Annotated in this window: 16 protein-coding genes; 10 read left to right on the plus strand and 6 right to left on the minus strand. The window is 44.3% G+C overall.

Going from position 1 to position 15,163, the window contains the following annotated elements; genetic code table 11:
• The first annotated feature begins 4 nt into the window (after positions 1-4).
• From CSV80_RS07230 to CSV80_RS07240, 3 genes are all read left to right on the plus strand, one after another.
• Positions 5-733: an amino acid ABC transporter ATP-binding protein gene (locus tag CSV80_RS07230; protein WP_029053522.1), complete on the plus strand. Its 729-nt coding sequence runs from the start codon at positions 5-7 to the stop codon at positions 731-733.
• Between the two features lie 45 nt (positions 734-778).
• Positions 779-1,264 (plus strand): amidase domain-containing protein, encoded by a 486-nt coding sequence (locus CSV80_RS07235; RefSeq protein ID WP_029053521.1) that lies wholly within the window; start codon positions 779-781, stop codon positions 1,262-1,264.
• A 104-nt stretch (positions 1,265-1,368) separates the two neighbouring features.
• Positions 1,369-1,965, plus strand: coding sequence for a nitroreductase family protein (locus tag CSV80_RS07240; protein WP_029053520.1), 597 nt, complete (start codon positions 1,369-1,371; stop codon positions 1,963-1,965).
• A gap of 411 nt (positions 1,966-2,376) precedes the next feature.
• Here CSV80_RS07240 and CSV80_RS07245 read toward each other — a convergent pair whose 3' ends face one another.
• Positions 2,377-3,759, minus strand: coding sequence for a dipeptidase (locus CSV80_RS07245; RefSeq protein ID WP_099670270.1), 1,383 nt, complete (start codon positions 3,757-3,759; stop codon positions 2,377-2,379).
• A gap of 244 nt (positions 3,760-4,003) precedes the next feature.
• On the opposite strand from CSV80_RS07245, the gene CSV80_RS07250 reads away from it, so the two are divergent.
• Both CSV80_RS07250 and CSV80_RS07255 read left to right on the plus strand, forming a co-directional pair.
• On the plus strand, positions 4,004-5,254 hold the full coding sequence (locus tag CSV80_RS07250) for a hemolysin family protein (RefSeq protein WP_099670271.1): 1,251 nt from the start codon (positions 4,004-4,006) through the stop codon (positions 5,252-5,254).
• A 114-nt stretch (positions 5,255-5,368) separates the two neighbouring features.
• Entirely contained in the window at positions 5,369-5,914 is a 546-nt protein-coding gene (locus CSV80_RS07255; RefSeq protein WP_099670272.1) for an RNA polymerase sigma factor, read from the plus strand.
• Between the two features lie 248 nt (positions 5,915-6,162).
• Here CSV80_RS07255 and CSV80_RS07260 read toward each other — a convergent pair whose 3' ends face one another.
• Positions 6,163-6,351 (minus strand): SE1832 family protein, encoded by a 189-nt coding sequence (locus CSV80_RS07260; protein ID WP_029053516.1) that lies wholly within the window; start codon positions 6,349-6,351, stop codon positions 6,163-6,165.
• Between the two features lie 29 nt (positions 6,352-6,380).
• Complete coding sequence (locus tag CSV80_RS07265) at positions 6,381-7,421, minus strand: glycosyltransferase family protein (RefSeq protein ID WP_099670273.1); 1,041 nt, start codon at positions 7,419-7,421, stop codon at positions 6,381-6,383.
• Positions 7,422-7,533: 112 nt separating this feature from the next.
• Between CSV80_RS07265 and CSV80_RS07270 the strand changes: the two genes are divergently transcribed.
• The 5 genes from CSV80_RS07270 (at position 7,534) to CSV80_RS07290 (ending at position 12,951) form a co-directional block, all read left to right on the plus strand.
• Positions 7,534-9,465 carry a cation:proton antiporter gene (locus tag CSV80_RS07270; RefSeq protein ID WP_233201542.1) on the plus strand — a complete coding sequence of 644 codons (1,932 nt, stop codon included), beginning with the start codon at positions 7,534-7,536 and terminating at the stop codon, positions 9,463-9,465.
• 439 nt (positions 9,466-9,904) lie between these two features.
• A complete protein-coding gene (locus tag CSV80_RS07275) occupies positions 9,905-10,474 on the plus strand; it encodes a hypothetical protein (protein ID WP_099670274.1) in 570 nt (189 codons plus the stop codon).
• Between the two features lie 113 nt (positions 10,475-10,587).
• Positions 10,588-11,076, plus strand: a complete 489-nt coding sequence (ybaK, locus tag CSV80_RS07280) for a Cys-tRNA(Pro) deacylase (RefSeq protein WP_099670275.1) — start codon at positions 10,588-10,590, stop codon at positions 11,074-11,076.
• A gap of 72 nt (positions 11,077-11,148) precedes the next feature.
• Positions 11,149-11,796, plus strand: a complete 648-nt coding sequence (locus tag CSV80_RS07285) for a YczE/YyaS/YitT family protein (RefSeq protein ID WP_099670351.1) — start codon at positions 11,149-11,151, stop codon at positions 11,794-11,796.
• A gap of 45 nt (positions 11,797-11,841) precedes the next feature.
• The gene (locus tag CSV80_RS07290) at positions 11,842-12,951 is read left to right on the plus strand and encodes a hypothetical protein (RefSeq protein ID WP_143560471.1); all 1,110 of its coding nucleotides are present in this window, start codon (positions 11,842-11,844) and stop codon (positions 12,949-12,951) included.
• A gap of 41 nt (positions 12,952-12,992) precedes the next feature.
• On the opposite strand, the gene bshB2 is transcribed toward CSV80_RS07290, so the two are convergent.
• The 3 genes from bshB2 to thiD form a co-directional block, all read right to left on the minus strand.
• Positions 12,993-13,667: a bacillithiol biosynthesis deacetylase BshB2 gene (gene bshB2 / locus CSV80_RS07295; protein WP_099670277.1), complete on the minus strand. Its 675-nt coding sequence runs from the start codon at positions 13,665-13,667 to the stop codon at positions 12,993-12,995.
• Positions 13,668-13,681: 14 nt separating this feature from the next.
• Complete coding sequence (locus CSV80_RS07300) at positions 13,682-14,032, minus strand: YojF family protein (RefSeq protein WP_029053511.1); 351 nt, start codon at positions 14,030-14,032, stop codon at positions 13,682-13,684.
• A gap of 130 nt (positions 14,033-14,162) precedes the next feature.
• Positions 14,163-14,996, minus strand: a complete 834-nt coding sequence (gene thiD, locus CSV80_RS07305) for a bifunctional hydroxymethylpyrimidine kinase/phosphomethylpyrimidine kinase (RefSeq protein WP_099670278.1) — start codon at positions 14,994-14,996, stop codon at positions 14,163-14,165.
• Positions 14,997-15,163: the final 167 nt, after the last annotated feature.

Genomic DNA, 15,163 nt, shown 5'->3' on the forward strand with positions numbered 1-15,163 from the left:
AGATATGATTTCTATAAAACATGTGAATAAAACATTCGGTATGAACCAAGTGCTGACAGATGTCACGCTTGAAGTGCCTAAATCAAACGTTGTGGCCATCATAGGCCCAAGTGGAGCGGGTAAGTCTACATTAATTCGCACGATCAATGCGCTCGAGCCGATCGATAACGGAGAAATTGTTGTAGACGGAATTTCCATCCACGATAAAAAAGTGAATATCAATAAAGCACGTTCTGAAATCGGATTCGTTTTCCAAAGCTTTAATCTTTATCCTTTCCTCACAGCGTTGCAAAACGTCACGCTTGCGCCCATCAATGTAAAAGGATTAAGTAAAAGTGCAGCGGAAGAGCGAGGGAAGGAGTTGCTGACTTCACTCGGTCTTGGCGATAAATTCGACGCGTATCCGAACCGGTTATCGGGCGGTCAGCAACAACGTGTAGCGATAGCGCGTGCGCTTGCGATGGATCCACAAGTCATGCTATTTGATGAGCCGACTTCTGCACTCGATCCCGAGATGGTCACGGAAGTTCTTGATGCGATCCGTAAACTCGCTGAAAGTGGTATGACGATGGTCGTCGTGACACATGAAATGGGCTTCGCCAAAGAAATTTGCGACGAAATCATCTTTATGGCAGACGGCAAAGTCGTGGAACAGGCAACACCTGCCAAGTTCTTCACGAATCCCGATTCTGAACGCGCCCAAAACTTTTTATCGAAAGTATTACATCATTAATTGTACGTCCCTCGTTGTCATATGATATGGCAAGGAGGGATTTTTTTGTACAATCGACAAGCGGCAGTAGACTATGCAGATAAGTGGTGGAATAGCAGAAACCCTGCTTTCCCGAGTTTTGAAGATGACTGTACGAATTTCATTTCACAATGTCTGTTGGCAGGAGGGGCACCGATGCACGGAGCGCCGAACCGCGAAAAGGGCTGGTGGATGCGTAAAGGCACGTGGAGCTTCAGTTTTACCGTCGCTCACTCGATGCGCTGGTACTTGGCAACTTCTACAAAAGGGTTGACTGCAACTCAAGTAAAAACTCCACAAGAACTGCAGATTGGGGATATTATTACGTACGACTTCCATGGGGATGGCCGTTTCGACCATACAACGATTGTAACTGCCAAGGACGGGGATAACCCTCTTGTCAATGCCCATACGTATAACGCGTATCATCGCACATGGGATTATAAAGACTCCTACGCTTACTCGCCGAATGCGAAGTATATCTTCTTCAAAATTAATGATCATTTCTCATAATTGTCCAGTTCTGCATCAAAGTGTTTCTCATAGCCTCTAGCAACAGACTACCAAGTTAGGGTATAATGAGAAACAGATACTTAGTGCAAAGGAGAAGGTTGAGTGTGAATGAACAAGCATTATCGGTAAGAGAGGCCATCGTCACACGGCGCTCTATCAAGAATTTTAACGGACAACCGATCGAACCAGAGATCATCCCAGAAATTATAGAAGATGCCGTTTGGGCGCCAAACCACGGAAACCGTAATCCTTGGCGATTGATCGTAGCAACAGACGAACAGTATGAAGAGCTTTTGGACGTCTTGAAGGAGTTCGGTGTAGCAAATTGGAAACAGCTTTCTGACGAGGATCTCGAAAAACAAATGAAGAAGTTCTCGACTGCCAGTGCAGCTGTATTCGTCATCGTCCCTGAAGATGTACGCCAAAAAGAGCGTATGGAGGATTTTGCAGCAGCCAGCATACTGATTCAGAATATCCAATTGCTTGCTTGGGATAAAGGAATCGGTACTTGTTGGAAGACGCCGCCGTTCATCGACAACCCGAAGTTCCGAGAGCGTCTAGGTGTAGAAGCGGGCGAGCGCATCATCAGCATGTTGCAATTCGGCTATTTCGACACATCACCAAAAGCTCCACCGCGTAAGCCGGTAGAGGAAATCATCACGTACTTTGGTAGTAGTGAGGACGAAGAAGAGGAAGCGTGAGAGCGGGAAAGTACCGTCCTTAATGTGGATATATTAGTGAAATGAAATACGAAACAGGCTACCCCTTTGTGGAGTAGCCTGTTTTTTGTGTGAGAAAAGGGAGAAGTGCTCATAGTTTCTTGTGGGCGCTCTATCCAGCACCGCAGTCGCTCAATGCAATCTCGTGAGCGCTCTATCCAGCACCGCACCCGCTCAATGCAACCCCGTGAGCGCTCTATTCAGCACCGCACCCGCTCAATGCAATCCCGCGAGCGCTCTATCCAGCACCGTAAGCGCTCAATGTAACCCAGCGAGCGCTCTATCCAGCACCGCAGTCGCTCAATGCAATCCCGCGAGCGCTCTATCCAGCATTGCACCCGCTCAATGCAACCCCCGCAAGCGCTCTATCACCACACACAACCGCTCATTCAATCACAATCCAAGCTTTTCAATCTCTCCATAATAACTGCTGATGACACGCAGTCCTTTATCGAAATTCTCCAAGTGGAAGTGTTCATTCGGCGCGTGGAAGTTTTCTGTATCCAGTCCGAAGCCCATTAAGACGACTGGGATGTTAAGGATTTCATCAAATGCTGCAACGATTGGTATGGAGCCGCCACCGCGTGTGTAAACGGTAGGTACGCCGTATACTTGCTCATACGCTCTGCCAGCCGCTTGAATCACTTCGTGGTCGTATGGCGTTAGGTAAGGTTTCCCTTTATCAAATTCAGTTACCGTTACTTCACAGCCGACGGGTTCGTGTTTTGCAATGTGCGCGCGTAGTTTTTCTACGATTTCATCCGGTTCTTGATCGGGAACTAGTCGACAAGTGATTTTCGCTCCTGCTTCGGAAGGGAGGACGGTTTTGATGCCTTCTCCTGAAAATCCACCGAATACGCCGTTGATCTCAAGTGTAGGACGAGCCCATGTACGTTCTGTGTACGTGTAACCTGGTTCGCCAGTTAGTTCTTTGACACCGACTTCTTTTTTCACAGCTTCCTTATCGAAGCCGAGAGCTGCCCAACCCGCGCGCTCTTCTTCAGTTAGGTCGCGAACTTGATCATAGAATCCGTCGATTGCGATAGTTCCTTCGGCATCACGGAATGAAGCTAGAATTTCGACGAGTGCGTGGATCGGGTTTTGAACACCGCCACCATATAGACCGGAATGCAAGTCACCTTTAGGGCCTTTCACATCGATTTGTACGCCGGCTAATCCGCGCAGTCCGTAGCAAATTGCAGGCTGTCCTGGTCCGTACATGCCTGTATCAGAAATAACGATGAAGTCTGCCGCTAGCTTGTCTTGATTATTTTGGATATATTCCTCAAGGCTCGGGCTACCAATTTCCTCTTCCCCTTCAATAATGAGCTTGACGTTTACAGGAAGTTTGCCTTCGACATTCATTAGCGCCTCGATTGCTTTACTGTGCATAAACACTTGCCCTTTATCATCGCTTGCTCCGCGTGCATATAATTTATTATCACGGATTGTTGCTTCAAATGGAGGTGTTTCCCATAAGTGAAGCGGATCAACAGGTTGCACATCGTAGTGGCCATAGATCAGGATGGTTGGCTGACCTTCGGCATGCAACCAGTCTGCATAGACAACGGATTGTCCAGCCGTTTTTTCAATCGACACGTTTTCCAAGCCGATATTTTCGAATTCATTCGACAGCCATTCCGCTGCTTTTTGCATATCCGGTTGATGTTCGGAAAGTGCGCTGATGCTTGGAATTGCCAGGAAGTTCGTTAACTCTTCCAAGTGGCGGTCACGGTTGTTTGTGAAATATTGGTCCAATGATGGTAATGAAGTCATAGTAAACCCTCTTTTCTTTGGATATTTTCTATTCCACAGTATAGCAGAAATTCGTGATGTAATAAGGTTTAAACGCTTACGGATAAGGGAACCGAATGATAAAAATATACGTCCTACCTGTATGTTGGATTAACGATTCAGTTTATATGTATGATATACTTACGTAATAAGAAATGTTGGATTCATGGCAATATTACATGATGAATGATGACAAATAAATGGGGAAACGTTGGAGGAGACGCAATTGTTTATTGCACTGGGACTATGTTTAATTTTGTCCTTCTTTTTATCGGGAAGTGAAACAGCTCTAACCGCTATCAATCGAATGAAAGTTCAATTGCGTGCGGATCAAGGAGACATTAAATCGATAAAATTACGAAAGTTGATTTCCAAGCCGGACCGTATGATTACGGCCATCCTAATTGGGAATAATGTTGTAAATATTTTGATGCCGACGATTGTGACAATGATTGCAATCGATAAAGGATTGAGCATTGGATTACTGACAGGAATCTTAACTGTCGTTTTGATTATATTCGGAGAAGTATTGCCGAAAACGATTGCTGCAACATTTGCAGATCGTATCGCGTATATTGTAGCGCCACCTATTTCGGTGCTCGTGAAGTTATTGATTCCATTGACGTTGGTTCTATCGTTGTTTACTAATTTCTTCGTTCGCTTGATTTCTAAAGGAACGGTGACGGAAGCAACTCTGACGAAAGAAGATGTGCGTTCGATGGTGGACATTGCGTCTACAGAAGGTACTTTCGGTCAGGATGAATCAATCCGTTTAAAGGGTATGCTAGATTTTCGCGATAAAGATGTGAGCGATGTAATGGAAACACACCGTACAGATATTATTTCATTGCCGCTGGATTCAACGTATGAAGATGTACGTGACGTCGTATTGCAGTATTTCTACACCCGCTATCCAGTATATGAAGAGAGTATCGACAAGGTGGTCGGTATTTTTTATTCAAAAATGTTGATCGAGTGGTCCATGTTTCCCGAGCGGTCGTTTGCGGATGTCATTGATCGCCAGCCTTTGTACGTCGTGCAAACGGCAAGTGTAGAGCTTGTATTTAAACGTATGTTAACGCAAAAGAAACATATGGCGATTGTGCTAGATGAATACGGTGGGACACTGGGGATCGTGACACAGGAAGATATTATTGAAGAAATGATTGGGCAGGATATAGAGGACGAAACGGATGTTGAGGAAGAGTCGATGGTCTTCGAAAAAGAAGAAAATCATTTAGTCTGTCAAGGCCGTTTAGAGATTGAAGACGTTATTGAACTACTCGATATAGAGATACCGACAGATCATGATACTATCGGTGGATTTGTTTTTCAGGAAATAGGACATATTCCAGAAGAAGGCGAAAAGTTCAGTTATAATTCGTTGTTGTTTGAGATTGAAGAAATGGATCGAACGCGGATTTTGCGCCTAAAGATTACCAAGCAGGAACCAAAAGAAGAGGTCATTGAAGCGTAGGATATGTCAAGTAACCTTACACAATTGTAAGGTTACTGAAAGAGAAAGCGATAGTTCGTAATGTGTTTGTCGGTGATAATAAGGGTACCAGTTACAAAACGGAGGCTACTTATTATGAAAAACGACTTAAACGCATTATACGAAGAATATGGACGCTATATATATCATTTATGTCTTAAATTGACTCGAAACAAAGAAGAAGCAGAAGATCTCATGCAAGACGTATGGGTGAAAGTAGTGCGCTACAGAGGTGAAATGAGTGAAGTCAACCGCATGAAGGCTTGGTTGACGACGATTTGTATGAACACATTCCGCGACCGTTATAGAAAAAATGTACGTCACAGTCAATACGTGATGAATCAACCTGATACATTAGACGTTCCGATCTTGGATTTGGTTCCCAGTAATGCGAAAACTCCTGCTGAGTTGATGGAGCAGAGTGATATTTCCGAGCTTGTGCAGCAGAAGATCAGTGAGTTGGACGGTATTTACCGGAAGACGATTGAGTATTTCTATGTGAATCAGTATTCGTTAGTGGAGATTGCAGGTTTGATGAGTGTGTCAATCGGTACCGTGAAGTCCCGCTTGTTCCGCGCGAAGAAGTATCTGAAGGAGTTGCTCGTACAAGACGAAGCAGCCCACGAATATGTAATGGCTTAAGCTCACATTTGCTGTGGGCTTTTTTTAATGGAGCGAAAGCCGTAACGAAGAACGGCTTTTGCGAGTAAAAGCGGAGCGTTAGGAGCACATCTTTGCACTAGGAGGGGCGACTCCCAGAGGATCAACTCGCTGCGTGCCCTCCAACGGCCTAGAGCGCAACCCCCCCCCGACAGCACCTCGAGCCTTAGCAACTCTAAAGACGCTAAAAAACAACCTCTATCAGCTATACCTGGTAGAGGTTGTTCGTATTAATTCGTCGCTTCAGCAAGCTGCTTATTCAAATCCGCTAGGCGCTCTTCCATTTTAGAAAGACGCAACTCTGCATTTTCGATCATCTTCACATGACCCGTCGACTCCAACTTCTCCATATCGCCCTGCAAGCTGATGTAGTCCATCTTAAGCTCTGCGATCTCTTGCTCCAACTGATCCTTTGTCATAAGGGAAAACTCCAATCATTTGTTTTCCCTTAGTGTAACATATTCTGTCTTGTGCGTTTAGGGAACTCCAGCAAATAACGGATCGCCTCAAGCACTTTTTCGTCACTCGCCCCGACATCGATCTGCAACTGCTTTTTGATTGCGCGTTCCTTACGTGCGTCATGAAGCAACGGTTCCATAATTGCGTTCAATAAGTTCGACTGGGTCACTTTACGGCCGAGACCCAGGTGGGTAAAGCCATTTTTTTCAGTCGGAAATCCGAGAGTTGATTCGAACTCGTTTTGAGCAAGTACAATACAAGGAACACCGATAACGGCTACTTCATATGGTGTATAACCAGCATCGCACAGAACCATATCGGCTTTTGAAAACAGTTCTGCACGGTTGTCCGGGGCTTGGACGACTTTCGTGTTCGGTCGGCTCAATGCCATCATTTGAATTTCACTCACATCATGTTTATAATTCGGTCCGAGTAGTACTGTAACGGACAAAGGAATTTGTAGTTGCTTTAAATGTCGCAACGCCCGGAAGGTGAGGTTGCCAGGGTCTTCATCACCGAATGAAATGACGAGTTGCGAAGAAGAGGAGGGAGATTTTCTCTTTAAACCGGCATGCCGGAGTGATTGCAGTGGCGCATCTACCATGAATGTCTGTGGCCCCACGATATAGTGCTCGGCATGTAGTTCTTGAGTTTCGGGATACAGCGTCTGGATCACCCAGTCTGCTAATTGTCCACCATCACCGAAATCGTCAAAATGTAGAATGCTTGGCACTAGTTCATGAATTTTGGAAATTTCCTCTTTATGGCTTGGACCACTGTCTCGAATTAAAAGATCAGGTTGAAGTTTACCTATTAATTTACTTAATGATGAAGGACCGATTACTTTATGACACGTGAAATGGTCACTTGGGACTGGTGTTTCTTGGTCGTATAAAAAGATGACTTGTGCTTCATTTTTTAGTGTGTTTGCCAGTAGTAGTGCACGTCGTAAAGGATAACTTCCTTTACCTTCAGTTATGGAAAGATAAATCACGATTGTTTTTTGGACTTGTTTTTCGATTGGAACCACCCTTTCTGAACCTGCTCGTTCCTCTTACCCTATGAAAAACGGGAATAGTTTATTACAATGGGATGAAAGCAGTTCAGAAAGGCTTGGAAGAGGGAAGGAGGCGACCTACCTAATGTTCAATTCATTGATTATGGATTTGATGTTGGTCGTGTTAATTGGCGTAGCGTCGCAATGGATAGCGTGGCGAACGAGGATGCCAGCGATTGTCGTGATGGCAATTGCAGGGCTATTAATTGGACCGATTTTCGGTTTGATTAATCCACAGCAATCAATGGGCGAATTATATTCACCCATCATTACATTCGCAGTAGCTATTATATTATTTGAAGGCAGTTTGAATCTTGATTTTAAAGAAATTAAAGGATTTGGACGTCCCGTTGCAAGAATCGTAACATTCGGTGCGTTTATCGCATGGATCGCAGGTTCACTTGCAGCTCACTATATCGCAGGATTGTCGTGGGAAGTGGCATTCATCATAGGTGGACTGTTTATCGTCACAGGTCCTACCGTAATCTTGCCTTTGCTTAGACAAGCGCGGTTAAAACCTCGTGCAGCCGCAATATTGAAGTGGGAAGGAATTGTCGTCGATCCGTTCGGTGCACTTCTTGCGGTATTTGCATTTGAAGTCATTAGGTTCCTTAATAGTGAAGTTACGGCCAAAGCGATGTTGCTGTTCGTTGGGGCTTCACTGTTCTCGGTGCTTCTTGGCTGGGGAACGAGCCGAATTTTAGGTACAGCATTTGAAAAAGGTTGGGTACCGGAGTATTTGAAAGCTCCGATTTTATTCGGTCTCGTGTTATTTGTCTTCGTATTATCTGATGAAATTATGCATGAAACGGGCTTGTTGGCTGTCACCGCGATGGGGATGACGATGGCGAATATGCATTTGACTACTTTAGAAGACATCCGCAATTTTAAGGAGAATATTTCAGTATTGCTCATCTCGGGAATTTTCGTCATGTTGACGGCGTCATTGGATCCGCATATTTTGATTGAAATATTGAATCCGAAAATTATTCTATACGTACTTGCGATGCTATTTGTTGTCAGACCACTATCGATATGGGTATCAACAATCGGTACGGATTTGACGAATCGTGAAAAAACACTCATCGGGTGGATTGCGCCACGTGGTATTGTAGCGCTGACCGTATCAGGCTATTTCGCGACCATATTGCTCGAGAACGGCTATAAAGATGCGGAGCTATTAACCGCTTTGACTTTCGCGCTCGTATTTGCGACCGTCGTCGTACATGGTTTCTCGATCGGCTGGCTTGCAAAGAAACTCAATTTGGCCACGCCGGAAGAATCCGGTGTAGTACTGATCGGAAGTACAAGGTTTGTAGCGGAACTTGCGAAGAATATTAGTAACGCTGGCCACAAGGTTTTAGTCGTAGAAGATTCATGGGGCGGTCTGTCCAATGCACGAAAACTTGGCGTACCAACGTATATGGGAGATATTTTATCCGAGCATACGGGCTATCATTTAGACTTGACGCCATACCGTTATATTTTGGCCATGACTAAGACGGATTCCTATAACTCGCACGTATGCGCCGATTTCACACCGGATCTAGGACGGGACTTATTGTTCCAGACGACGACGCATAAACGAAGCGCAGATCAACAGTTCAACCTGGCGACAGGACAATTCCTGTTCACGCCGAACTTATCCATCCACGAACTAGACGATCGTATGAACCAAGGGCATGTATTCCGTAAGACCTTGCTAACGAAACAATACAGCTACACGCAGTACTTACGTGAGCGCGATGACCAATCGGTGTTGTTATACATTATCCGGGCAGATGGGGACATGGAGTTTTACACCGCAGAGAAAGAACTAAAAGCACAAACAGGGGATACGATCGTAGCGCTATCGACGTTGAATAAAACGATCGAACGGACGATTGACCGACTCGAAGAAAAGAACGGCAAAGCGACGATGCCGAAAGAAGTCGTCGAGACAAAGTTCTTGGAAGATATACCGAATGAAAAGCCAGCAATTCCAGGCGAGACGCCGCCGAAGATTATGAAAGATTGAGTGACATTTATCGGTGCTCATTGAAATTGTAATTGTTTCTATATGTGAATTCGACAAGCCCTTGAACCTATCAAAGTTCAAGGGCTTTACTATTTCATATACTATCTACAGTGACGAATTTATGTACCTCCACTCTAAACATAGGATTGAAGCGTCCGCCAGCTGGAGCTTCAATCCCATGCACTCTGTCAAGCAACGAGTAGCCTTGTTTAAACACATGAAAAAAGGGTATCTATACCACACATATTCCCACATTGAAACTAGTAAATTCCCCCCGCCTAGCATATCCATCTAGTATGAAATGCGTAACCAGTGGGTAAAATGAAATTACCATCCCACGCAAATGCAATCTTTTGATGGATTGGCAGTTCACGCGCTACTGCGTAAACTAGTTATACTAGATACACATGTCGAAAATTTCTAATTGGAGGTGGATACCATGAATGCTGTAATAGGGTTTGCGAGCGCCGCCGAACCACTACAGCGGTATGACGCAGTCCGTAGAAAGAATGCCGAAAACGCCTATGAACGCCAGACAGAATTCCGTGAACAAGCGCAAAAGACCAAAGACGATTTAATTGCATTGCTACGCGGAAACTCACAACCGATTGAGAAATCCGAAGAAGCGCAACAAGACTTCCAAAAGCTTGGTGCAGGCCAGATGAAGAATGTTTCAATTCCGCTCGGCAATAACTTGGATGAAACGATTGATCTCTGGCGTCAAGTTCGCAAAGAGGCATACTCTGAATCACCGCCAACGACAGCGGATTATCAGCTAGCCAGTAATGCATCAGCGAAAATAACACAAGCCGAACTACAATTAGCGTTACATAACCGCGCCAAAACTATTCGTGATCAAGTGGATACAATTGACAGCACCTTAGCAACTGACAGACCGAAGCGTATGCAACAGCAATATAGCCATGCATTTTCCATCTATCAAATACAAAATCAAGCTAGAATGAATCAGTACGAAATGGATCAGCCACAAATGAATGTCAGCATTTGATCTGATTTGTTTGAAAATGAAGCCCGTTTTGCTGGAACCCAGTGAATGGGCTTTTTCGGTGATATATATTCTGCTAGCTTTCCATCAAAACGATAAGAAAGGAAGTCCTACATATGTCAAAGAAGAATAAGTTACCAAAAACCAACGCGATTCGCATCATCGAAAGCGAAAAGATTCCATTTGAAATCCGTAGCTATCAAACGGATGATGGACATAATGATGGTGTATCCGTTGCGAATAAAACGAATGAACCGGTCTCTAGCGTCTATAAAACGCTCGTTGCGATGGCGAGCAAAACGGATTTACTCGTCTTTATCATTCCTGTCTCGGATGAGTTAGACTTGAAAAAGGCAGCAAAAACGGCAGGTTGTAAAAAGGTCGAAATGCTTCCGATGAAAGAATTGACGAAAGAAACTGGCTATGTCCGTGGCGGTTGTTCGCCAATCGGTATGAAACGGGAGTTACCGACATTCATTGACCAACAAGCTGAAACGCTCGACTATTTTTATGTCAGTGCGGGCAAAGTCGGTTTGCAAATGAAATTGGCACCACAAGACTTGGCGCAGGTCGTAAAAGCACAATTTAGCGATCTCGTAAAGTAATGCCATAGCAACTTTGTTGATTTCTGTTACAATGAATGATGAGACTGACGATTAGAAGAAAGAAGAATGTATATGCGTAATTTATTAGCTTGGCGATGGATATTTTTCATCGGCGGCATGATGATCATGTCGCTTGGCATCTCGTTGATGATTAAAGGGCAGCGGCTTGGGATTGCCCCTTGGGATGTGCTCCATCTTGGTTTGTATCAAAACTTCGGATTAACGATAGGGTCGTGGAGTATTATATCGGGTTTTGTTATCATTTCGGTGACGTCAATTATTTTGAGAGAATGGCCAAGATTAGGTACATGGCTTAATATGTTGGTCATCGGATTATTTATCGACTTTTTCAACTGGCTGTTACCTGATGTTACTTCATTGACTGTGCAAATTATTTGTTTCATCATTGGTGTATTTGTCCTGTCCTATGGGGTAGGAATATATGTTTCACCGAATCTTGGGGCTGGGCCTCGTGATAGCTTGATGCTGTTGTTTGTTGAAAAGTTTGGTTGGAGTCTTCGATTAGTACGGACTACGATTGAAGCCATTGCAACATTGATCGGATTCTTACTGGGTGGACCTGTAGGGGTCGGTACATTGGTTGTCGTCCTCTTCTCTGGTCAAATCATTCAAATCGCCTTACCGCAATGCAAGAAGATGTTATTGAAGATCACTCATCAAACGGATGAAAAAGTTTTATTACACTATAAAGGAGCATAAGCCCACTCGGCTGTGCTTTTTTTATTTGCCAATACATATAATGAAATGAAGAAAGAAAGGGTGGTCAATATATACGGACATATTACAGAATATATGGGAACGGCTTATACAGGACAAGGCGTGCAGCATAAATATGAGGAGTTGCTCGCGGAATCAAAGAAGACGATATTTTTGAAGTGTTTGCCTACACATTCCTTATCGCAAGTGCTCAATGACTTGGCGGTCTATTTCGTCAACAGGGGCTATAGTGTGGATCGATTTATGAATCCTGGTCATGTGGATAAAACTAATGCGCTTTTTGTTAAAGGACTGGAACTTTTCATCTTGCAGGCATCCCACCCGATTTCATTCGAACCGACAGATCTTGGCAAGCGACATAAAGTTTTTTGCTTCTATGATGTCTATCATCAGGATCAGTTACTCGGACAGCATGAAGAAGTGAGTGCTTTGTTGAAACAGGAGAGAACACACTTCGATCAATCGTTGAAAGAGCTGAAACGAGCAAAAGCGATTCATGACGAATGGGAAGCAGTCAATATCGCACGTATGGATTGGGCCCGCCACGAAGAGATTACGGAAGAATTAAAGCAAGAACTATTCGGTACGATTAAACTAACGAAATCGGCTCACGTCTCGCATCGCATTATCGGTTCATTGTCAGCTGGCAGTGCACATGACTTCATCCCGTCCATCACAAAACGTACGAAACGTCGCTTACTAATCAAGGGCTTACCGGGCACAGGCAAGTCGACGATGATGAGGGCGTTAGGAGACGAAGCACAGCGACGGGGGCTTGATGTGCTATATGGTTGGTGTGGACTGGATCCTGCAAGTATCGACTTAGTCCTGTTCCCAGAGTTATCGGTGTGCCTGTTTGATTCGACGCAGCCTCATGCTTATGATGCAGAAAGTCCGCGCGATGAATTAGTGGATATCGTGCCGTTATGCGCAGAAGATGAAGAAGCAGAAAAGCAAATCGATAATATACGCCGCCGCTATCAAACAGTCATTGGGGAAGCGGGCAGTCAGATGCAAGTCGCTGTGCAATCACAAAACAGCGCAAGAATCCAAATGGACCGTGCGTTAAACGTGGAAGTATTTGAGAAGAAGTTGCAAGATCTCTATGCCTTTATTAAAGCGTTTGAAGAGAAGTAATCTCGTATAAAATACAAAAAAACCGCAGACTCTGCGGTTTTTTACTTGAATTCATGAATATAAAAGGCTTCATTATACAACCAGTCAAGTGCATCCTTGTCGTTTGCAGCCCATCGTTTTTCCATATCGGGTAGCATCCAAACTGTCTGGGAGGCATGTGCGCGTAAAGCGGCAATCTTTTTATCTGCTACATTAGGTGTATGGTGCACAACATGCGGCTCACCTAGTTGGTTCAACGTATCATTATCGAATGCTTTCATGTACAGTACCGGTCGATCCGTTTCCGGCATACGGCTCATCGCTTCAATCACAGCTACGCCTGTTGCGTTGTGGTCAGGGTGTACAGCAAGCGTCGGGTGGAATGAGATGACTACTGAAGGGTTTAATTCTTCAATGAGATCGGTCATCAGTTTAACAAGTTTCTCGGGATCTTCAAATTCTATCGTTTTATCGCGAAGTCCCATCATTCGTAAATCTGTCAATCCCATTGCATTACACGCATCCAGCAACTCTTGTTTTCGGATTTGCGGTAGTGTTTCGCGGTTTGCAAAAGGAGGATTTCCGAGGTTTCGGCCCATTTCGCCAAGTGTCAAGCAAGCATACGTAACGGGTACGCCCATTTCAATATATTGTGCAATCGTGCCAGCAGTGCCGAATGATTCATCATCAGGATGAGGGAATACAACGAGTACGTGTCGTTCTTTTTGTAACATCAAAAAAATCTCCCTTCTTAATAAGCAAATGGCGTTTCGCTGATTTCAAGCGCTACCGCTAGTTTTCCATCAGGTCCAAGTCCCGCCATCAGTAAACGATTATGTTCGTCAAGTGTATAGTGTGTGATTCCTTGTGCGTAAATCCAACCACTCGGCAATTTCAAACCGATGCGGTGAGGGGATTCGCCTGCAACTTTTCCAAGTTCATACCGGATCACGACATTACGAATAAACGCCCCAGCATTAAAAAAACCTTCTTGGAAATGAGAAGCATACGATCCATTTGTCGTTTCCAAATGTATGTAGACATCTTTATTGGCAAAGGAGTCCAGTAACTCCTGTAAATGTTTTACGTCAACAGTTTCCATACTCATCCTCCTAAATCTTGCAGTCATTTCGCTGCAATCTTCCTATTTAATATTATATAGATAGTGCAGTTTGAATGCGATCAGACGGCTCACAAAAAAGTCAGGAATACACCTGACTTGTAAGCATTCGTTATACTTCCTGCAGCTTTACCTGTGGCACGTCGAACTGATTTTTTGCACCGTGCATGACAGGTCCTACATACTCGTTGAGCTTCCAGCCGTGCGAAATGGCCGCTGTGACAAACTGCTTCGCTTCAATGACCGCGTCCTTGATCGACAACCCATTCGCCAAATTTGCTGTAATCGCTGCCGCAAACGTGCAACCGGCACCATGATTATGATACGTTTCGGATCTTTCTGATTTCAGTAACGTAAACGTCAATCCATCGTAGAATAAATCTACCGCTTCTTCATGATCGAGTTGTTTACCGCCTTTGATCACCACATTACGTGCACCGAGTTCATGGATTTTCTGTGCCGCCACTTTCATATCATCAATTGTCTTTGGTGTTTTCATAGAAGCCAATTGTCCTGCTTCAAATAAATTGGGTGTGACGATTTCTGCTTTCGGTACGAGATAGTTAATCATCGCATCCGTATTCCCAGGATTCAATACCTCATCTTCACCTTTACACACCATGACGGGGTCGATGACTACATGATCCAAACCTGATTCATCAATTGCCAGACCCGCTGTCTGAATGACTTCCTCTGTGCTCAACATACCTGTCTTGATCGCGTCAATTCCAGTGGATAATGCCGTTTTCAATTGTGCTTTCACGACATCGATCGGCAAAGAATAGACATGATGTGACCAATTCTGATCGGGATCCATCGTGACAATCACTGTCACAGCTGTCATGCCATACGTACCGTGCTCCTGAAAAGTTTTTAAATCCGCCTGAATACCCGCACCGCCTGATGTATCCGAGCCTGCAATCGTTAAGGTTTTCTTCAATGACATAATAAAACATCTCCTTCGCTTACTAAATTTTCATGTTATTTATAGTATACAACTAATTGTCGAAATACAAACAACTCGGTTATGATGAAAGTCTAGAAAGCTTGTAACGCGAACAAGTCTTACTAATGAAACCTATTATTCGACGGAACGTACAAATAGAAACGGAG

It is taken from the genome of Sporosarcina sp. P12(2017) (assembly GCF_002743035.1).
GTDB lineage: Bacteria > Bacillota > Bacilli > Bacillales_A > Planococcaceae > Sporosarcina > Sporosarcina ureae.